The following is a 15,486-nucleotide window of genomic DNA, read 5'->3' on the forward strand; positions in this document are numbered from 1 at the left end:
TGAAAAATGAAAATTCACCTTGAGCAATTACGAAAAAATGAACAATTTTAGGTGATCTATTGCGCTTTATCTTTTAGAAAATTATGAGTAAAGTGTGTTCAAAATATAAATCAAGAGAATACAGAATTTATGTACTTCTGGAACACGAAAGCTTTAGCACATGAGTTATCGGCAGATACTTTAGAGAAAAAACATTATAAAAATTATTATCTCATCGCAGCTTTAGTGGTGAGTGCGGTGTATTACTACGGCATGTATTCGCCATATTATGATGTCCGTGTGATTGGTATTGAATGTTTTTTGACTCTACTGATTATGTTTGTGGGCATTCAACGCTGTTACGTAGCCAATGGTGGTGATCAAGGGCAACATTTTATGAATCGAATTACAGCGCTTTCTTTTCCAATCTTGCTACAAACTACGGTTGCTGGAGTTGGCTTTGGTTTAGTTTTATATGTAATTTATGATTATTTTAAACTTGAGCAAACCTCTTTTGCACTGTGGTATGAATGGTGTGTTTCTGCATTTACGATTTTCTTGCAGGTCATTTTCTTTACCCGTTTAAATATGTATATGAAACGTGTGGCTGAGCATACAATTTAAAATGAATAAGTAAAAATAAAAGGATGTGATAGGCATCCTTTTTATATCTTGATGAATCATATCGGTGATTAAAACATTGGCCTAATCCACATATAAGATAAATATAAGCCAATACCAAAAAACAGATGGGCAAGAAGACTATTTTTAATACTGATGAGTGGGTTTGGTGTTTTTAAGGCAAAAAAACCAAATCCTAAAGCGGGTTGTAAAATTAAAAAAGAAATTAGAGTAGTGAGTAGTGAAAAAGAGATGCTACTTAGAAATAGACTATTAAAGTTTAAGAGATGATCTAATACCAAATACACATATACCCAGAAAATGCCAATGAGATAATGAATAAACCAGCCAATGACTCTTTCAAATTTAACGACAGGAACAAGCGTAATATTTTCATGAGTTAACGTCCCATCTTTCCAAAGAAGAATCCATCGACCAAGAAAAGCATAGTTAAGCGACCTGATTTGAAATAATTTTTCCCTTATGTATGCGATAACATCCATAAATAAAGTTGCAAATATACCTATAAAAATAATTTGAATCATTAAAAGCATAAGAACATTTACCTTATATATGATTAGATTGAAGTAGAGTGTGCTACTTCAAGTTAACTTTAAGTCAAGGTGTTTTTATGAAAGAAATTGATATAGGAGATTTATCTTTAAAAGCAGGTTTGTCTACGGCTACAATTCGATTTTATGAATCAAAAGGGTTGATAAAATCGATCGGAAGAAAAGGCCTTAGACGTCAATATTCAGAACACACCTTACTTACACTTTCATTCATTCAATTATTAAAAAAAGGAGGCTTATCCTTAAAAGAAATTGATGAAATATTTATCTGCAATGGAAAAATAAATGTAGATAGAGGACGTGTTGATGAGAAATCGGCCGATATCGAAGACAAAATTGAGAATCTAAAAAATTTATTGAGTGTACTTCAACACATTAAAAACTGTCCGTATAACGAACACTTATCCTGTCCAGATTTTTTAAAAATGCTGAATTGAATAAGAAAAAAAGAGAATATTCTTACAGGTTGACGCATAAAGTTGGGGGAGTTGCATGATGTAACGGAACTGTGTCTCATTACATCGGTTTTAAAATTATTTTTTACTTATTCCACAAAATAATGTGCTGCGAAATGTGCATCATTACCAATGACATCAAACACATCTTCACGTATCGACATCCCCGAACATTCATCACCGACCATCCAAAGCCCTAAGGTCGGTAACATACCTTCATGTAAAGGCGTTTTTACCCATTTCTGCATGACATAACCATGCTTATCATAATCTTCAAAGTGGAAACTGCCTGAAGCTGCACCGCAATCGACATCATTTTGAATAATATGAATATTTGCTCCTTCTCTCGCCAATATCGGTTTTTTGACCCATTTACCAGCATAGGATTGTTTCGGATCAAAAGCATGCGTTTCAAGCAATAGAGGATGATTTGGATAGCGCTTCCAAAGCTCGATTAAAATGGCTTTATTGGACAGCAACATTTTCCAACACGGTTCAATCCAAGTATTGTCAGGTTTTATATACTGAGAAAAATGTTCTTCCCAAATCCATTCCCAAGGATATAACTTAAATAAATTTTGAATCTTATCATTATTCAAATCAACAAAATCAGCACCATTCCAACCTAGATTTTCCATAGATAATTCAGACACGCGATGCCCTGCCTGAAATGCGGTGTCCATCAAATACTCTAAATTGCCCCAGTCTTCACGACCTGCTTCTTGGCAAGCAGCAAAATGAACATGAGCGTTTTGAGGCAAAATGCGACCCCAACGCTCAATCAAGTCCTCATGAATGCTGTTGAATTGATCTCGATGTGGAATATTGGCAACTTCTTCAATCCAATGCCACTGAGCTACTGAAGCTTCTAACAGCCCTGTTGGTGTATCTGCGTTATATTCCAGCATTTTGATATGTTGTCCGTCATAGGCAAAATCAAAACGTCCATACAGCATTGGTGCATTGTTTTTCCAAGAGTGTTCGATCAGTGGAATTGCTGCTTTAGGAATTTGAAAATAATCGGGATAATTGCCTCGTTGAATCAGATCTCGCACCACCTCTAGACACATTTGATGCAATTCATTGGATGCATCTTCCAGTTGTTCAATCTGCTTGAGTGTGAACTCGTATGCGACACCTTCAGACCAATAAATCGAACCATCGGTCGAGGGTAAATTGTAGTAATCGAAGCCAATGTCTTGATGTGATTGTTGCCAGTTGGGACGCTCATTGAATATGCGACGTTTCATCTATTACCCCCCAAATGATCCACCACTACGTCCAAAGCCACCCCGAATTGGCGAATAGGTTTTACCGTTGTAAGCGCGAACAGAAACACGTGGTTGTGTGACACTTCGATTACTTGTAGGTTCAAACACACGACCTAGGTATTTTACTTTACGGTTACCTTGATAATATTGAGGACCTAAGTACCGTCCTACATAATAGCCACCATGACTAGATGAACTTGAACCATTTTCATCATCTTCTGTTTCACACAGATCGGTTTGCCAATCCATTGCACAGTCATACTGATTATTATAGACATCTTGTTGTAATGTTTTTTGACCGCTACATGCTGACAATAAAATAGGAACAACAACCAGTGATATTTTTTTTGTTCGCATTCTTGAACAACCTTTATGGTTTGGTTTTTAAGCATAAAATGAAATTTTATGCTGACTCATGATATTTATTGAGCATGTTAAAGTACAGTGCAGAATTAAAATTAATCATGATCTGATCTATATTGTGCATAGATTGCGCTGTATTCAAAATGGTGTAAGCGTAATGGATTCATGTCTGTTTCTGATCAAATGCATCATATTTATATAGGCAAATTAAAGAGATCAAGTCATGGATAATGCATATGAAGATCAATTGATTGCATGGATTGAACAGAATCAAGCCATCATGCAGATCCTTAAGCATTTGTATGCCGTAGATGCACAGGCTTATATCGCGGCGGGTATTATTCGAAATACCATTTGGTCAAATTTGCATGGCACTGAATATGCACTAGATGGCACTGAAGTCGATGTGATTTTTTATGGTTTAGATGATGATGCTCAAGCGCAGTGCATTCAACAGACAATGCAAAATCATTTTCCACATATGGAATGGGATGTGACCAACCAAGCATTGGTTCATACTTGGTATAAAAAAGACAATGGTGAAAAAATTCCACCTTTAACATCGATTGATCATGCGCTTTCACTTTGGCCTGAAACTGCAACAGCGATTGCGGTGAGATTAAATGCACAGCATCAAATTGAATATGTCGCCCCGTTTGGATTGGAAGATTTATTCGAGCTGAAATTACGCTGGAATCCAACCTTGGTGAGTCATGAAGGTTTTATGAAAAGACTTGAATCTAAGCGATTTTTAGAGCGTTGGTCTCGATTGGTATTAATAAATGATTAAGCTTCTAGTACAAGCGTTATATCACCCAGTCTAAAGTGGTATAAGAAATCAGCTTTTGACCAATTTGTATCTATAATTTCTATGTGCATTTTATTTATCACATTCAATTTACAACGCGAATATTTTCTAAATTTAGAGATGACATCAGTTTTATTTAGGTGGCTTTCAAAGCCCGAATAAAAACATATTTTAAAACACAGCCCCTTGGCATTTTCGGAAATCATAATCAAGTCAGATGACGCATTAAAGCAAGAAAAATAACCTTTAAGACTCCAAATGTATTAGTTAGGAGAATATTCTGATTGAGTGAATTCACCATTTTTTAATGCATCAATAGTTATGGATTTAGAATCTAAAAAAACTTCTTTGTTTATAAAATCAATAGTGATTTCATTTTGATATTTTTTCATACTTTTATTGTTTGATATTTCAATGCTATTTTCAATAAAAAGCCCTCCAAAAGGAAGGCTTTTTCTCATTAATTTACAGTTTTATAAGGTGGTCTCATGATGCTTTTTACTGTGTCGAATTGATAACCAAGAGGTAATCGCAAGTACGATCACAATAAAGCCAAGTGAAATCCAAATTGGCATATGGAACACTTCCAGCATCAGCATTTTGAAACCAATGAACAATAAAATAATTCCTAAACCGTAGGGTAAATAGTGCATTTTTGACGCAGCACCTGCCAATAAAAAGAACATGGCACGTAAGCCTAAAATCGCCATTAAATTGGCTGTTAATACAATAAATGGATCACTTGTTACGGCGAAAATTGCAGGAATCGAATCCACTGCAAAAATAACATCAGATGCTTCAACTAAAATTAAAACCAAAAATAAAGGCGTTGCCCAAATTACACCATTTTGACGGACAAAAAACTTATTACCTTCTAACTTTGGCGTAATACGCATATGTTTACGTAACCATTTTAACAATGCCATATCTTCGATATTGGGATCTTCTTCTTGCCCTTTTAAAAATTTGAAACCCGTCCAAACCAAGAACGCACCAAAGATATAAAGCACCCAAGAAAACTCTTGAACAAACCATGCACCAATAAAGATAAAAATCGTTCTAAGAACAATTGCACCTAAGACACCGTAAAGTAGAATCTGACGTTGTAATGCAGGAGGGATCGCAAAAGCTGCAAAAATCATGAGCCAAACAAAGACATTATCAATCGCTAAAGATTTTTCCAGCAAATAACCTGCAAAGTATTCCATCACTTTGGTATTGGCGATGGCGATACCTGAAGTTTGTTGTAAATAAAGCCATAATCCACCACCAAAAAGAGTGGCAACCGAGACCCAAGCAATACTCCAGTAGGCCGCAGTTTTTACTTTGACCTGCTGACCTTCTTTTTGTTTAAAGCCTAAAAAATCAATCAGTAACATCATGGCAACGAGGCCAAAAAATACACCGTATAATCCAATACTGCCAATGGATTCCATAACCATCTCCATATCCAGCAAATGGTGCAGGCATAAAAAAACCTTGACCAGTTGCCAGATGAAAAAAACATCTGTGACAACATGATCAAGGTCTTGCCTACATTTAAACTCATTTACTGATGAAGATTTAAATGCTCAGATACCGACTTTTTGCAAAGTGTATTGACGATATACTGACACGTTATAAACAGTATTTATAACGCTGGAGGAGGCTACTCCCCTTGTTCAATTCTGTATTTACATGAATGTAAAGTATGGCTAATAATCCCACACATTGAATAATTGATCAATGTTTAAATGGGTTTTTTCGGTAATCAGAATATACTGACCATAAAATTACAACACCGATAAGGAGTAGAATCATAATCGCAATTGTTAAGAGATCCATTGGATAGAACCGTAACATCAAAACAGAGGCTAAATTATAACGGCATTCATGTAACTTTAAATAAGCACATTGTTAATATTTTATAAAAAATATTGCTCAATTTCATACTAATTAGTGGAAATTTGAAGTAAATAACAGCTCAATGATTAGTATAACTTTATAAACTAGTCTCCTTTTTGGTGGATAAGGAAATCTTTTCTCTGCACCAGAATAATGGCAAGGATCGTACCCAGAATTGCCAATAATCCTCCTGCTATTCCGATATAACTTAAGCCCAAATGTAGGCTGACATATCCGCCGAGTAATGCTCCACCACCAATGCCCACATTGTATAAACCTGAATAAATGGCCATGGCAACATCGGTTGCATCGGAAGCCAAATTCAAGGTCTTAGACTGAAGCGCTAAACTAAAAACAATGATACTGGCTCCCCAAAATAAACTGATTGCTGTGAGCTGAAATACTGAGTTCGACAGTGGTAAAATCATTAACATGGAGGCGGCTAATAACAGACTACTTAATGGAATAAACAGCTTAGGAAATTTAGCCCCAAGTTTGCCAAATAAAAATGAACCAATAAGCCCTGCTCCACCATAAATGAGTAATAAGGTCGTAGTTTGACTTGAACTAAAGTGTGCAATATTTAAGGAAAATGGTTCGATATAGCTATAGGCTGTGAATTGGGCTGTAATGATTATAATTGTTAATGCAAAGACCATCATCAAACTTGGACGGCGTGTAAAGTCCTTTAAACTGGATATTGACCCAGAATTGATGCTTGGTAATTTGGGAAGCACGCTGGCTAAAATAATACAAACGACTAAAGCACATAAGGCAATTAAACCAAATGTATTGCGCCATCCATACATTTCACCAATCATACGCCCGAATGGAATGCCCAATACCATTGCCAGCGCCGTTCCCGTGGCCAGTAAACCCAATGCTTGGAATTCTTTACCTTTTGGAGCCACACGCACAGCCAGTGAAGCTGTAATTGACCAAAACAATGCATGTGAAAATGCAATACCAATCCGACTGGCAATAAGAACATTAAAATCCCATGCCCAATACGACAACACATGACTGAAAATGAACACAATAAATAATGCAATCAACAAAAAGCGCCGTTCAATGTTCTTGGTTAAGAGCATAATTGGCAATGACATGGGGGCGACAACCCATGCATAAATGGTGATCATGATTCCAACATCAGTCGCAGGCATTGCAAAGCTTTGACCGATGTCGCTGAGCAACGCAACCGGAATAAATTCGGTGGTATTAAAAATGAATGCAGCAAAAGCTAGACTAATGACACTGATCCATTGTTTGGTTGAGTGAGGTGAATTTTCGATTTCAGCAAAGGACATGAAGTTACAACATGAAGAAGGTCAATAAAGTTTAGGCTGAATCAGTGACAATGTTAAGTTCTCCATTGAAAGTGACTATTTCATTACTAAATGTAAAAAAAATCACTTTAATCCTTGATTGATAAAAAAATTAACAATACTGAAAAATAAATCATGGCATGTTCGTTCTAGTCGTAATTAAAGGAAAAATAAAATGTTAGAAATTAAACATCATGATAATGGATCAAAAGGTGAATTTTATATTGGTGAGGAAGACCAACATTTAGCTGAAATGACTTATTCGTGGGCAGGTTCAGATAAATTTATTATTGATCATACTTGGGTAGATGATTCTTTACGTGGTCAACATGTCGGTCGTCATTTGCTTGATCAAGCCGTTGACCTTGCTCGCCAGAAAAAGGTTAAAATTTTACCCTTATGTCCTTTTGCAAAATCTGTATTTGATAAAGACACATCTATTCATGATGTATTGTTTAAATAATTGGTTTTTATGAACATTCAGCCCCGATCAATATACTGACGTGTAAAAATCTTCGTCTTAACTTATTTAAAAATGAAGGATGATCTATGCAATTTCAACATCAAGACAATGGTCAAAATGGTGAGTTTTTTTCTTTAAATGAATCAGGCGAGCGTATTGCAGAAATCAGCTATGTGTGGAGCAATGATCAGCAAATTATTGCCAATCATACATGGGTCGATCATTCCTTACGTGGTCAGGGTGTTGCGCGTCAGCTTTTAGATGCCTTGGTTGCTTTTGCACGTGAAAAGCATCTAAAGATTATTGGCACTTGTTCATATGTTGAATTGATTTTTAAACGTGATAAAAGTCTAGCGGATGTTGTTGGTTAGTATTGAGTGACTAGTTTTGAATAAAAAAGCCCGCATTGCGGGCTTTTTTACTGTTTCAACTTTATGCTTTTAATGCAGAAATGAGTTTTTGATGTAAGCCACCAAAACCACCATTTGACATGATTACCACTGCATCCCCCTCACCTGCTTCACTTGCCACAGTTTGAATAATGTCATCCAGTGAGCGAGCAACAACAGCTTTATTCGGTGCAGCATCAATCACAGGTTGTAAATCCCAATCTAAACCTTCAGGTTGATACCAAATTACTTGATCTGCTAAGCGAGCCGAATGTGCTAAACCATCTTTGTGACTGCCCATACGCATCGTGTTTGAGCGAGGTTCGATAATTGCCCAAAGTTTACGTTCGCCTAAGCGTTTACGTGCACCATCAAGTGTGGTTTCAATTGCTGTCGGATGATGCGCAAAGTCATCATAGACTTCGATACCACGTACAGTGTCGAGTAATTCCATACGACGTTTCACGCCACCAAAATTAGACAACGCTTCACATGCTTGTTCAATTGAAACACCAACATGTTCTGCCGCAGCAATGGTCGCCAATGCATTGGCTACACTATGTTGCCCTGTCATATTCCATTTGACTTCACCTTTGACTACGCCGTGTTGAAGCACTTTAAAGTGAGAGCCATCTGCAGACAGTTGCTCTGCATAAACCTCAGCTGAATCGTTGGCATCTAAACTGGTGCGAACCACGGGTGTCCAACAGCCCATCTCTAAAACTTCGTCAATATTGGTTTCTGAAATAGGCGCAATAATGCGACCTTGACTTGGAATAGTACGAACTAAATGATGGAACTGTTTTTGAATAGCGGCCAAATCATCAAAGATATCGGCATGGTCAAATTCAAGATTATTTAAAATGGCTGTTTTCGGATGGTAATGTACGAACTTCGAACGCTTGTCGAAAAATGCAGAGTCGTATTCATCGGCTTCGACACAGAAGTACTTGCCACCGCCTAAACGTGCACTTTCACTAAAACCTAAAGGTACACCGCCAATGAGAAAACCTGGTTCTAAGCCTGCTTGATCAAGTACCCAAGCCAACATCGTCGTGGTTGTGGTTTTACCGTGAGTACCCGCCACGCCTAAAACATGTTTGCCTTGTAAAACGTGATCTGCAAGAAACTGAGGACCTGAAATATACGGTAAACCTTCATCGAGCATATATTCGACGGCATCAATCCCACGTTTCATGGCATTGCCAACGATGACCAAATCTGGATGCGGTTGTAGATGGCTGCGGTCGTAACCTTGCATTAAGGTGATACCTGCGCTTTCAAGTTGGGTCGACATGGGTGGATAAACATTCTGATCCGAACCTGTCACTTTATGACCTAAGTCACGAGCTAAAAGTGCCAGTGAACCCATAAAAGTGCCACAAATACCCAAAATATGCAGATGCATGCGTTCTTACTCCACAGCTTTATAGACACATCACGTTGTTGTTGGTGGTGTTGTCGTGATTAATTCGATTTGAAAGCAACGATAGCAAGGCTCTTAGGGAAAAGATAGTTTTTCTTGTACATTCTGAGAAAAATCAATTCTATTTTTATCTGCTCTGATTGTGATTGATGGGATGAAATTATTGAACGATTTTACAGCGTAAAATTCAAAAGCACCGTAAAATAAATGCCATCACTTATGGCTCATTAATTGTTATGACATTGCCGTTTTTATTGCTCATTATTTCTAACTGTTTTATGACTTTGGCTTGGTATGGACATCTGAAATTTTTACACGATGCCCCACTTTGGCAAGCGATTTTATTTGGCTGGGCAATCGCCTTACTGGAATACAGTTTTATGATTCCTGCAACACGACTCTTGGCACAGCATGGTTGGTCCATGGGGCAAATGAAAATTAGCCAAGAAGTGGTGACGTTACTGGTCTTTGTACCTTTTATGATTTTCCTCTTTAAACAACCCTTTAAACTTGATTATTTATGGGCAGGTTGTTGTTTACTTGGCTGTGTATTTTTTGTATTTCGTAGTCAATAAAATCATGACTAAAGTTTTTATCCTAAGAATTTAGAACCTTACAATGGGTTTAATCTATGTCATTGAGATGAATGCTATTCGCCTGCTCGATTGATGAGTGAGGAAATTGCGCATTAAAGGTTTCGATTAAGATTTCACGATCTGGTTCAAATTCAAATTGAGTTAAACAGTGTTTCACAATATTAATCGCCATTTCCTCTGCCGCTACCTTTAATTCAGGTTCTGGCACATTTTGCTGAATCATCGCTAAAGATTTCAACATGCGAACATTGAGTTCAATATTGTTGACACAGTCTCGCGCCATCGGTGCAAACGAGCCAAAAATAAGTTCTTTAATATCAAATTGATGCATACTCATATGCGGATAATCTAGTTTGTTCACCTCAGCGTGAGGCTGGCTATCAATCAGAATACGGGTTAAAGCATTAATGGCACTAATTCCAGAACCTACATCATTAATGGCGGAAGACATCGCTTTTTGACCGACTTCGCTCATCACCAAAAGCCCAAATCTTGGATCTTGTAAAAAACTCCGATTGGCTTCAATAATAAACTTATTCGTGATCTGGAGTTGTAGACTGTCCTGTTCCTCTTTTGTCAGATGATTTTGAGCATAGACAAGAATGATGGGTGTTTGCGGATCTAAAAATTTGCCTGGTGAAACATTCAGATGAAAGTGCAAATCTTGAGCGCTGGCAAGTTCCTCTAACCCAATAATATCGAAATGGGTTAAATATCCAGTTTTAGCGCTATAAACCTCAAAAGTTGGAGTTTTTGATGGTTTTTGACCTGTTGCACCATAATTGGGTTGAGTACGATATTCAATTAAAGCTTCAGATGCAGCCTGTTCAATTTTATCAATCGTGGTGGTTAGTGTCCCCAATTTTGAGAGCGTGTGTACCCAGCGAATTAAGGTATAAATCAGATAAATCAGGACCAGAATGGTACTAACGAATAGAATAAAACGACCAGACGTCCCGTAATATTGTAAACCCAGTGCAATTTTAGCAATCACCGCATAAATAAAAGCAGAAATAAAACTGGTGATGGCAAGCCGCGTATTATCATCACTCATCATGAGTTTATAGGCACGTGGTGTCCCACTTGATGATGCAGAGGCAAACGCTGCGACCATAATAGACAAAGAAAATGTTGTTACCGCCAGCATGCTGGAAGCAATGATGTCTAATAAACTGCTGAGTGTTTCTATACTGATATTGGGTACAGCATTGGATGGAATAAAGTAGCGACTAAATGTGGCGAATAAAGAAAAGAATGTGGCAAAAATTGCACCTAATGCTGGTGTTAGCCATAAGTTTTCAGATGGATTCTTCAACCAAATCTTTAATTTGAACCACATGATCATCCCCTTTATTATATAAATTTTAAGATTGATGAATGATGAAAAAACGGCTTAAAGCTACATTTTATAATGCCTTGAGCTTACATGATTATTGTAAATAAGAGTATTTGAACAAAATTACAATTTGTAATTCTTGTTAATTTCCAAAAATATAATTTTAATTTTAATTAACTCGACTAACTTTAGGCAAACTCAAAATCAGTCTATAATATAGGGCTCTTATTAAAGCTTGGCGCTAGTCGAGATTTATCTCTCTTAACTAATCTCTGGAAACATTGCAATGAATGCGGCCGCTTCACAAGACACTCCTCTCGTTGGAATTATTATGGGTTCTCAGTCTGACTGGGCGACTCTAGAACACACTGCCAATATGCTCAAACAACTTGGCGTTCCATTTGAAGCGGAAGTGGTTTCTGCTCACCGTACCCCAGACCGTTTATTTGAATATGCTGAACAAGCGCGTGACCGAGGTATTCAGGTGATTATTGCAGGTGCAGGTGGCGCAGCGCATTTACCAGGTATGTGTGCAGCAAAAACAGATTTACCTGTACTTGGTGTTCCTGTGAAGTCATCCATTTTAAATGGTGTCGATTCATTGCTTTCAATTGTACAAATGCCTGCAGGTATTGCAGTTGGCACACTTGCGATTGGTCCTGCTGGTGCAACCAATGCGGCGATTATGGCAGCACAAATTTTAGGTTTAACACGTCCTGACATTGCAAAAAATGTTGCAGATTTCCGTTCTGCGCAAACTGACAAAGTTGCGAGCAACAATATTCCAGGTCAACCCTAACGCCAAGCTAGAAATGGGATACAGATTATGAATAAAACCATCGGTATTTTTGGTGGCGGTCAGCTTGGTCGTATGATGGCGCAAGCGGCATTACCCCTCAATATTCAATGTACTTTTTTTGAAGCAGCGACAGACTGTCCTTCATCGGCATTGGGTCAAGTTTTTTCGACCAAAGCAGATGATGGTTTACAACAGTTTATTGAAAGTGCAGATGTCTTCAGTTTAGAGTTTGAAAACACGCCGTTGACCGATGTTGATGTGCTTATCAAACAAAAAGATTTGCATCCACCACGTCAAGCTTTAGCTATTGCACAAAATCGCTTATCTGAAAAAGCATTATTTGATGAATTACAAATTCCAGTAGCACCGTATAGTGCTGTTGATTCATTGGATAGCTTAAAAAAAGCTGTAGAAGATTTGGGTTTACCAATCGTTCTAAAAACAGCGACAGGCGGTTATGACGGTAAGGGACAATTCGTTTTACGTTCAGTAGATCAAATCGAGCAAGCATGGCAAGAACTGGGTCCTGCGGGTTCACTCATTGCCGAAAGTTTTGTGACTTTCTCTCGTGAAGTATCAATCATTGCTGTACGTGGTCAAAATGGTGATGTAAAAACTTGGCCATTGGCAGAGAATCATCATCACAATGGTATTTTATCGCATTCGATTGTTCCTGCCCCAAACAGCACAGATTTACAACCTGTGGCGCAAGACTACATCACTCGCCTGCTCAATCATTTGAACTATGTTGGTGTATTAACTTTAGAGCTATTCGTCACTGAGAAAGGTTTATATGCCAATGAAATGGCACCACGCGTCCACAACTCTGGACACTGGTCTATTGAAGGTGCTGTGTGTTCGCAGTTTGAAAACCACGTTCGCGCTGTGGCAGGTTTACCTTTAGGTTCTACAGAAGTAGTGCGTCCAACGGTGATGGTGAACATTATTGGACAATATCCGAAGTCTGAAGATGTTTTGGCTTTAGAGGGTGCACATTTACACCTTTATAATAAGTCAGAGCGTGAAGGTCGTAAGATTGGTCACATTACGTTAATGCCAAATGATTCAGCACAATTAACGCATTTATGCCGTCAACTGGCGTTGATTCTTCCAAATCCATTGTCATTGACTCAAGATATAACCATCTAAACTTAAAGTTGTTGTTTATTAAAGCGATCACGACAGTGGTCGCTTTTTTATTGGCAATCATTCAGGCATGATTGCGCCTCCTTAAAAGTCAGCGCCTTTTATCGGAACAATATAAAAATAAATTGTATTTAAAATGATCAATGAGTATAAATATATTGTATAAAAATGAATCAATTGGGGTTGGCAATTCTGTCAAGAAGATTCATTTTTTAAATTCAAATAATAAGAAAATGAATTTAAATATTGAGCTTTGAATTTAAAGTGAATCATCAGAATGAATTCAAAAAAATCACAAAGCGACTTATGAATTCAAAACAATGAATTTAAATTTAAAACTTTAGATGTTTTGAATTTAAAAGTTGAAGTTTTAAATTCATAGTTATGTGATTGATTAAACTTATCCACATGTGAAAATGCAAATACAATCATGTTTTGAATTTAAAGTTCTTAATTTAAATTTAAAATAAATTTCTTTTGAATTTAAAACTGAATGCTACTCATCTTGTGGATATCTATACTGTGGATAAGTATTTAAATTTAAATCGCCCTAAATGAATTTAACTGTTTTAAATTTAAAATTTTAAGAGAATGAATTTAAAGTTACGTTTCAATGCTTTTCTTTCTGCACCAAAATGATATGTTGAAAGCATAATTTGAATTTAAAAATACAAATGGAACGTTATGCGCCTTTTGCCGATTTTTTTGGGTACGCTGTTTTTGTCAATCTCGCAGGCTTATGCAGATTTGATCATTAATGGTAAATCTGTATCTGTGGACTCTAGTTCACAAATGTATGCAGGTGAATCTGATTCATCACAAAACAATTTTCAAAGTTGTATCGCAAATTTACGCTCACAAGCAATTTCATCTGGTGTGAGTGCTGCAACATTTGACCGCTATACGCAAAATTTAGTTCCAGATTATTCAGTGATAGAAAAATTGAATTATCAACCGGAATTTACAACGCCTATTTGGGATTATTTATCTGGATTAGTGGATGATGAGCGAGTCAATGTAGGACGCCAGAAATTGGCTCAACACAGTGAGGTTTTAAACCGTGTTGCACAATCCTATGGTGTTCCAGTCGAAACAGTGGTGGCGGTTTGGGGTGTTGAAAGTAATTTTGGTGACATTTCTGGAAAATATCCGTTATTACAGGCTTTAGGTACGTTGAGTTGCGAAGGGCGTCGTCAAAGTTATTTCCGTGGGGAATTCTTTGCCACGATGCGTATTTTACAACGTGGCGATTTACGCGAAGATCAATTAAAAGGCTCATGGGCGGGTGCATTTGGTCATACTCAGTTTATGCCTTCAACTTATGAAGAACTGGCTGTTGACTTTGATGGGGATGGACGCCGAGATTTGGTTTCAAGTACCACAGATGCCTTGGCTTCGACAGCAAACTTCTTAAAAAAACGTGGTTGGCAAACAGGTCAACCTTGGGGATTTGAAGTCGTTGTGCCTGAAGGAATGTACATACAGGGCGAAAGTCGCCGTAATAAAAAACCACTGAGTTATTGGGTGAGTCAAGGATTGACACGTGCTGATGGTTCACCGTTGATTCAAGGAGCGTTATTTGAAACGTCTCAAGCAGGTTTAATGTCACCAGCTGGTGCTTCAGGTCCCAAATTTTTAGTCTTTAAAAATTTCGATGCTATATATAGTTACAATGCTGCTGAAAGTTATGCATTGGCGATTGCTCATTTATCTGACCGTTTACAAGGGCAGGGTTCAATAAGAGCTGCTTGGCCGACAGATGACCCTGGCACATCACGAGCTGAACGTCGTGAAATCCAAAACTTCTTATTAAAGCGTGGTTATGATATTGGTGAAGCAGATGGGTTAATTGGTGATAAAACTCGTCAAGCCATTCGCCAAGAACAAAACCGATTGGGTTTAAGTCCAACAGGGCGTGCAGGTCAAAAAATCTTACAAGCATTTCGTCAAGATAATGCGAGACAATTAATGCAATAACGACAAATCGTTGGGATGCTGATGATTTAAATTCAATTTTGAACATCTGTTCAAAAAATCCAAAAGGTCTGCTAAA

17 protein-coding genes are annotated in these 15,486 nt (G+C 37.5%); 9 read left to right on the top strand and 8 right to left on the bottom strand.

From position 1 onward, the window contains the following. The first annotated feature begins 129 nt into the window (after window positions 1–129). A complete protein-coding gene (locus tag G8E00_RS00075; RefSeq protein ID WP_166221165.1) occupies window positions 130–603 on the top strand; it encodes a hypothetical protein in 474 nt (157 codons plus the stop codon). A gap of 68 nt (window positions 604–671) precedes the next feature. On the opposite strand, the gene G8E00_RS00080 is transcribed toward G8E00_RS00075, so the two are convergent. After that, the gene (locus G8E00_RS00080; RefSeq protein ID WP_166221167.1) at window positions 672–1,154 is read right to left on the bottom strand and encodes a DUF2938 family protein; all 483 of its coding nucleotides are present in this window, start codon (window positions 1,152–1,154) and stop codon (window positions 672–674) included. Between the two features lie 77 nt (window positions 1,155–1,231). Here G8E00_RS00080 and G8E00_RS00085 point away from each other — a divergent pair, with 77 nt between their 5' ends. Further along, complete coding sequence (locus tag G8E00_RS00085; protein ID WP_166221169.1) at window positions 1,232–1,609, top strand: MerR family transcriptional regulator; 378 nt, start codon at window positions 1,232–1,234, stop codon at window positions 1,607–1,609. A gap of 107 nt (window positions 1,610–1,716) precedes the next feature. Here the strand turns inward: G8E00_RS00085 and G8E00_RS00090 are convergent, their stop codons facing one another. Both G8E00_RS00090 and G8E00_RS00095 read right to left on the bottom strand, forming a co-directional pair. Continuing rightward, window positions 1,717–2,877: a glutathionylspermidine synthase family protein gene (locus G8E00_RS00090; RefSeq protein ID WP_166221171.1), complete on the bottom strand. Its 1,161-nt coding sequence runs from the start codon at window positions 2,875–2,877 to the stop codon at window positions 1,717–1,719. A 3-nt stretch (window positions 2,878–2,880) separates the two neighbouring features. Beyond that, complete coding sequence (locus G8E00_RS00095) at window positions 2,881–3,255, bottom strand: hypothetical protein (RefSeq protein WP_166221173.1); 375 nt, start codon at window positions 3,253–3,255, stop codon at window positions 2,881–2,883. Between the two features lie 229 nt (window positions 3,256–3,484). Here G8E00_RS00095 and G8E00_RS00100 point away from each other — a divergent pair, with 229 nt between their 5' ends. Further along, window positions 3,485–4,051 carry a nucleotidyltransferase family protein gene (locus tag G8E00_RS00100; RefSeq protein WP_166221175.1) on the top strand — a complete coding sequence of 189 codons (567 nt, stop codon included), beginning with the start codon at window positions 3,485–3,487 and terminating at the stop codon, window positions 4,049–4,051. A gap of 281 nt (window positions 4,052–4,332) precedes the next feature. On the opposite strand, the gene G8E00_RS00105 is transcribed toward G8E00_RS00100, so the two are convergent. The 3 genes from G8E00_RS00105 to G8E00_RS00115 all read right to left on the bottom strand — a co-directional run bounded on the left by G8E00_RS00105 (window position 4,333) and on the right by G8E00_RS00115 (window position 7,260). Continuing rightward, window positions 4,333–4,530 carry a hypothetical protein gene (locus G8E00_RS00105; RefSeq protein WP_166221177.1) on the bottom strand — a complete coding sequence of 66 codons (198 nt, stop codon included), beginning with the start codon at window positions 4,528–4,530 and terminating at the stop codon, window positions 4,333–4,335. Window positions 4,531–4,542: 12 nt separating this feature from the next. After that, window positions 4,543–5,505 carry a TerC family protein gene (locus G8E00_RS00110; RefSeq protein ID WP_166221179.1) on the bottom strand — a complete coding sequence of 321 codons (963 nt, stop codon included), beginning with the start codon at window positions 5,503–5,505 and terminating at the stop codon, window positions 4,543–4,545. 552 nt (window positions 5,506–6,057) lie between these two features. Beyond that, window positions 6,058–7,260: a sugar transporter gene (locus G8E00_RS00115; RefSeq protein ID WP_166221181.1), complete on the bottom strand. Its 1,203-nt coding sequence runs from the start codon at window positions 7,258–7,260 to the stop codon at window positions 6,058–6,060. A gap of 193 nt (window positions 7,261–7,453) precedes the next feature. On the opposite strand from G8E00_RS00115, the gene G8E00_RS00120 reads away from it, so the two are divergent. After that, window positions 7,454–7,741, top strand: a complete 288-nt coding sequence (locus G8E00_RS00120) for a GNAT family N-acetyltransferase (RefSeq protein WP_166012843.1) — start codon at window positions 7,454–7,456, stop codon at window positions 7,739–7,741. A gap of 86 nt (window positions 7,742–7,827) precedes the next feature. After that, window positions 7,828–8,112: a GNAT family N-acetyltransferase gene (locus G8E00_RS00125; RefSeq protein WP_166221183.1), complete on the top strand. Its 285-nt coding sequence runs from the start codon at window positions 7,828–7,830 to the stop codon at window positions 8,110–8,112. Between the two features lie 61 nt (window positions 8,113–8,173). On the opposite strand, the gene mpl is transcribed toward G8E00_RS00125, so the two are convergent. Then, the gene (gene mpl, locus G8E00_RS00130) at window positions 8,174–9,538 is read right to left on the bottom strand and encodes a UDP-N-acetylmuramate:L-alanyl-gamma-D-glutamyl-meso-diaminopimelate ligase (protein WP_166221185.1); all 1,365 of its coding nucleotides are present in this window, start codon (window positions 9,536–9,538) and stop codon (window positions 8,174–8,176) included. Window positions 9,539–9,792: 254 nt separating this feature from the next. Here mpl and G8E00_RS00135 point away from each other — a divergent pair, with 254 nt between their 5' ends. Continuing rightward, window positions 9,793–10,131 carry a DMT family protein gene (locus tag G8E00_RS00135; RefSeq protein ID WP_166221187.1) on the top strand — a complete coding sequence of 113 codons (339 nt, stop codon included), beginning with the start codon at window positions 9,793–9,795 and terminating at the stop codon, window positions 10,129–10,131. 49 nt (window positions 10,132–10,180) lie between these two features. Here the strand turns inward: G8E00_RS00135 and G8E00_RS00140 are convergent, their stop codons facing one another. After that, window positions 10,181–11,491, bottom strand: a complete 1,311-nt coding sequence (locus G8E00_RS00140; RefSeq protein ID WP_166221189.1) for a DUF2254 domain-containing protein — start codon at window positions 11,489–11,491, stop codon at window positions 10,181–10,183. Window positions 11,492–11,774: 283 nt separating this feature from the next. On the opposite strand from G8E00_RS00140, the gene purE reads away from it, so the two are divergent. From purE to G8E00_RS00155, 3 genes are all read left to right on the top strand, one after another. Beyond that, window positions 11,775–12,287, top strand: coding sequence for a 5-(carboxyamino)imidazole ribonucleotide mutase (purE, locus tag G8E00_RS00145; protein WP_166221191.1), 513 nt, complete (start codon window positions 11,775–11,777; stop codon window positions 12,285–12,287). A gap of 27 nt (window positions 12,288–12,314) precedes the next feature. Then, a complete protein-coding gene (locus tag G8E00_RS00150) occupies window positions 12,315–13,436 on the top strand; it encodes a 5-(carboxyamino)imidazole ribonucleotide synthase (protein WP_166012849.1) in 1,122 nt (373 codons plus the stop codon). Window positions 13,437–14,117: 681 nt separating this feature from the next. After that, complete coding sequence (locus G8E00_RS00155; RefSeq protein ID WP_166221193.1) at window positions 14,118–15,410, top strand: lytic murein transglycosylase; 1,293 nt, start codon at window positions 14,118–14,120, stop codon at window positions 15,408–15,410. Window positions 15,411–15,486 lie beyond the last annotated feature (76 nt).

It is taken from the genome of Acinetobacter shaoyimingii, from assembly GCF_011578045.1.
Classification (GTDB): Bacteria; Pseudomonadota; Gammaproteobacteria; order Pseudomonadales; family Moraxellaceae; genus Acinetobacter; species Acinetobacter shaoyimingii.

Excerpts from the sequence above, each read along its gene's own strand:
- G8E00_RS00075 (WP_166221165.1), top strand. The coding sequence starts at position 130 with ATGTACTTCTGGAACACGAAAGCTTTAGCACATGAGTTATCGGCAGAT.
- G8E00_RS00105 (WP_166221177.1), bottom strand. The coding sequence starts at position 4,530 with ATGAGAAAAAGCCTTCCTTTTGGAGGGCTTTTTATTGAAAATAGCATT.
- G8E00_RS00115 (WP_166221181.1), bottom strand. The coding sequence starts at position 7,260 with ATGTCCTTTGCTGAAATCGAAAATTCACCTCACTCAACCAAACAATGG.
- G8E00_RS00135 (WP_166221187.1), top strand. The coding sequence starts at position 9,793 with ATGACATTGCCGTTTTTATTGCTCATTATTTCTAACTGTTTTATGACT.
- G8E00_RS00090 (WP_166221171.1), bottom strand. The coding sequence starts at position 2,877 with ATGAAACGTCGCATATTCAATGAGCGTCCCAACTGGCAACAATCACAT.
- G8E00_RS00100 (WP_166221175.1), top strand. The coding sequence starts at position 3,485 with ATGGATAATGCATATGAAGATCAATTGATTGCATGGATTGAACAGAAT.
- G8E00_RS00140 (WP_166221189.1), bottom strand. The coding sequence starts at position 11,491 with ATGTGGTTCAAATTAAAGATTTGGTTGAAGAATCCATCTGAAAACTTA.
- G8E00_RS00150 (WP_166012849.1), top strand. The coding sequence starts at position 12,315 with ATGAATAAAACCATCGGTATTTTTGGTGGCGGTCAGCTTGGTCGTATG.
- G8E00_RS00120 (WP_166012843.1), top strand. The coding sequence starts at position 7,454 with ATGTTAGAAATTAAACATCATGATAATGGATCAAAAGGTGAATTTTAT.
- G8E00_RS00085 (WP_166221169.1), top strand. The coding sequence starts at position 1,232 with ATGAAAGAAATTGATATAGGAGATTTATCTTTAAAAGCAGGTTTGTCT.
- mpl (WP_166221185.1), bottom strand. The coding sequence starts at position 9,538 with ATGCATCTGCATATTTTGGGTATTTGTGGCACTTTTATGGGTTCACTG.
- G8E00_RS00125 (WP_166221183.1), top strand. The coding sequence starts at position 7,828 with ATGCAATTTCAACATCAAGACAATGGTCAAAATGGTGAGTTTTTTTCT.
- G8E00_RS00095 (WP_166221173.1), bottom strand. The coding sequence starts at position 3,255 with ATGCGAACAAAAAAAATATCACTGGTTGTTGTTCCTATTTTATTGTCA.
- purE (WP_166221191.1), top strand. The coding sequence starts at position 11,775 with ATGAATGCGGCCGCTTCACAAGACACTCCTCTCGTTGGAATTATTATG.
- G8E00_RS00110 (WP_166221179.1), bottom strand. The coding sequence starts at position 5,505 with ATGGAATCCATTGGCAGTATTGGATTATACGGTGTATTTTTTGGCCTC.
- G8E00_RS00155 (WP_166221193.1), top strand. The coding sequence starts at position 14,118 with ATGCGCCTTTTGCCGATTTTTTTGGGTACGCTGTTTTTGTCAATCTCG.
- G8E00_RS00080 (WP_166221167.1), bottom strand. The coding sequence starts at position 1,154 with ATGCTTTTAATGATTCAAATTATTTTTATAGGTATATTTGCAACTTTA.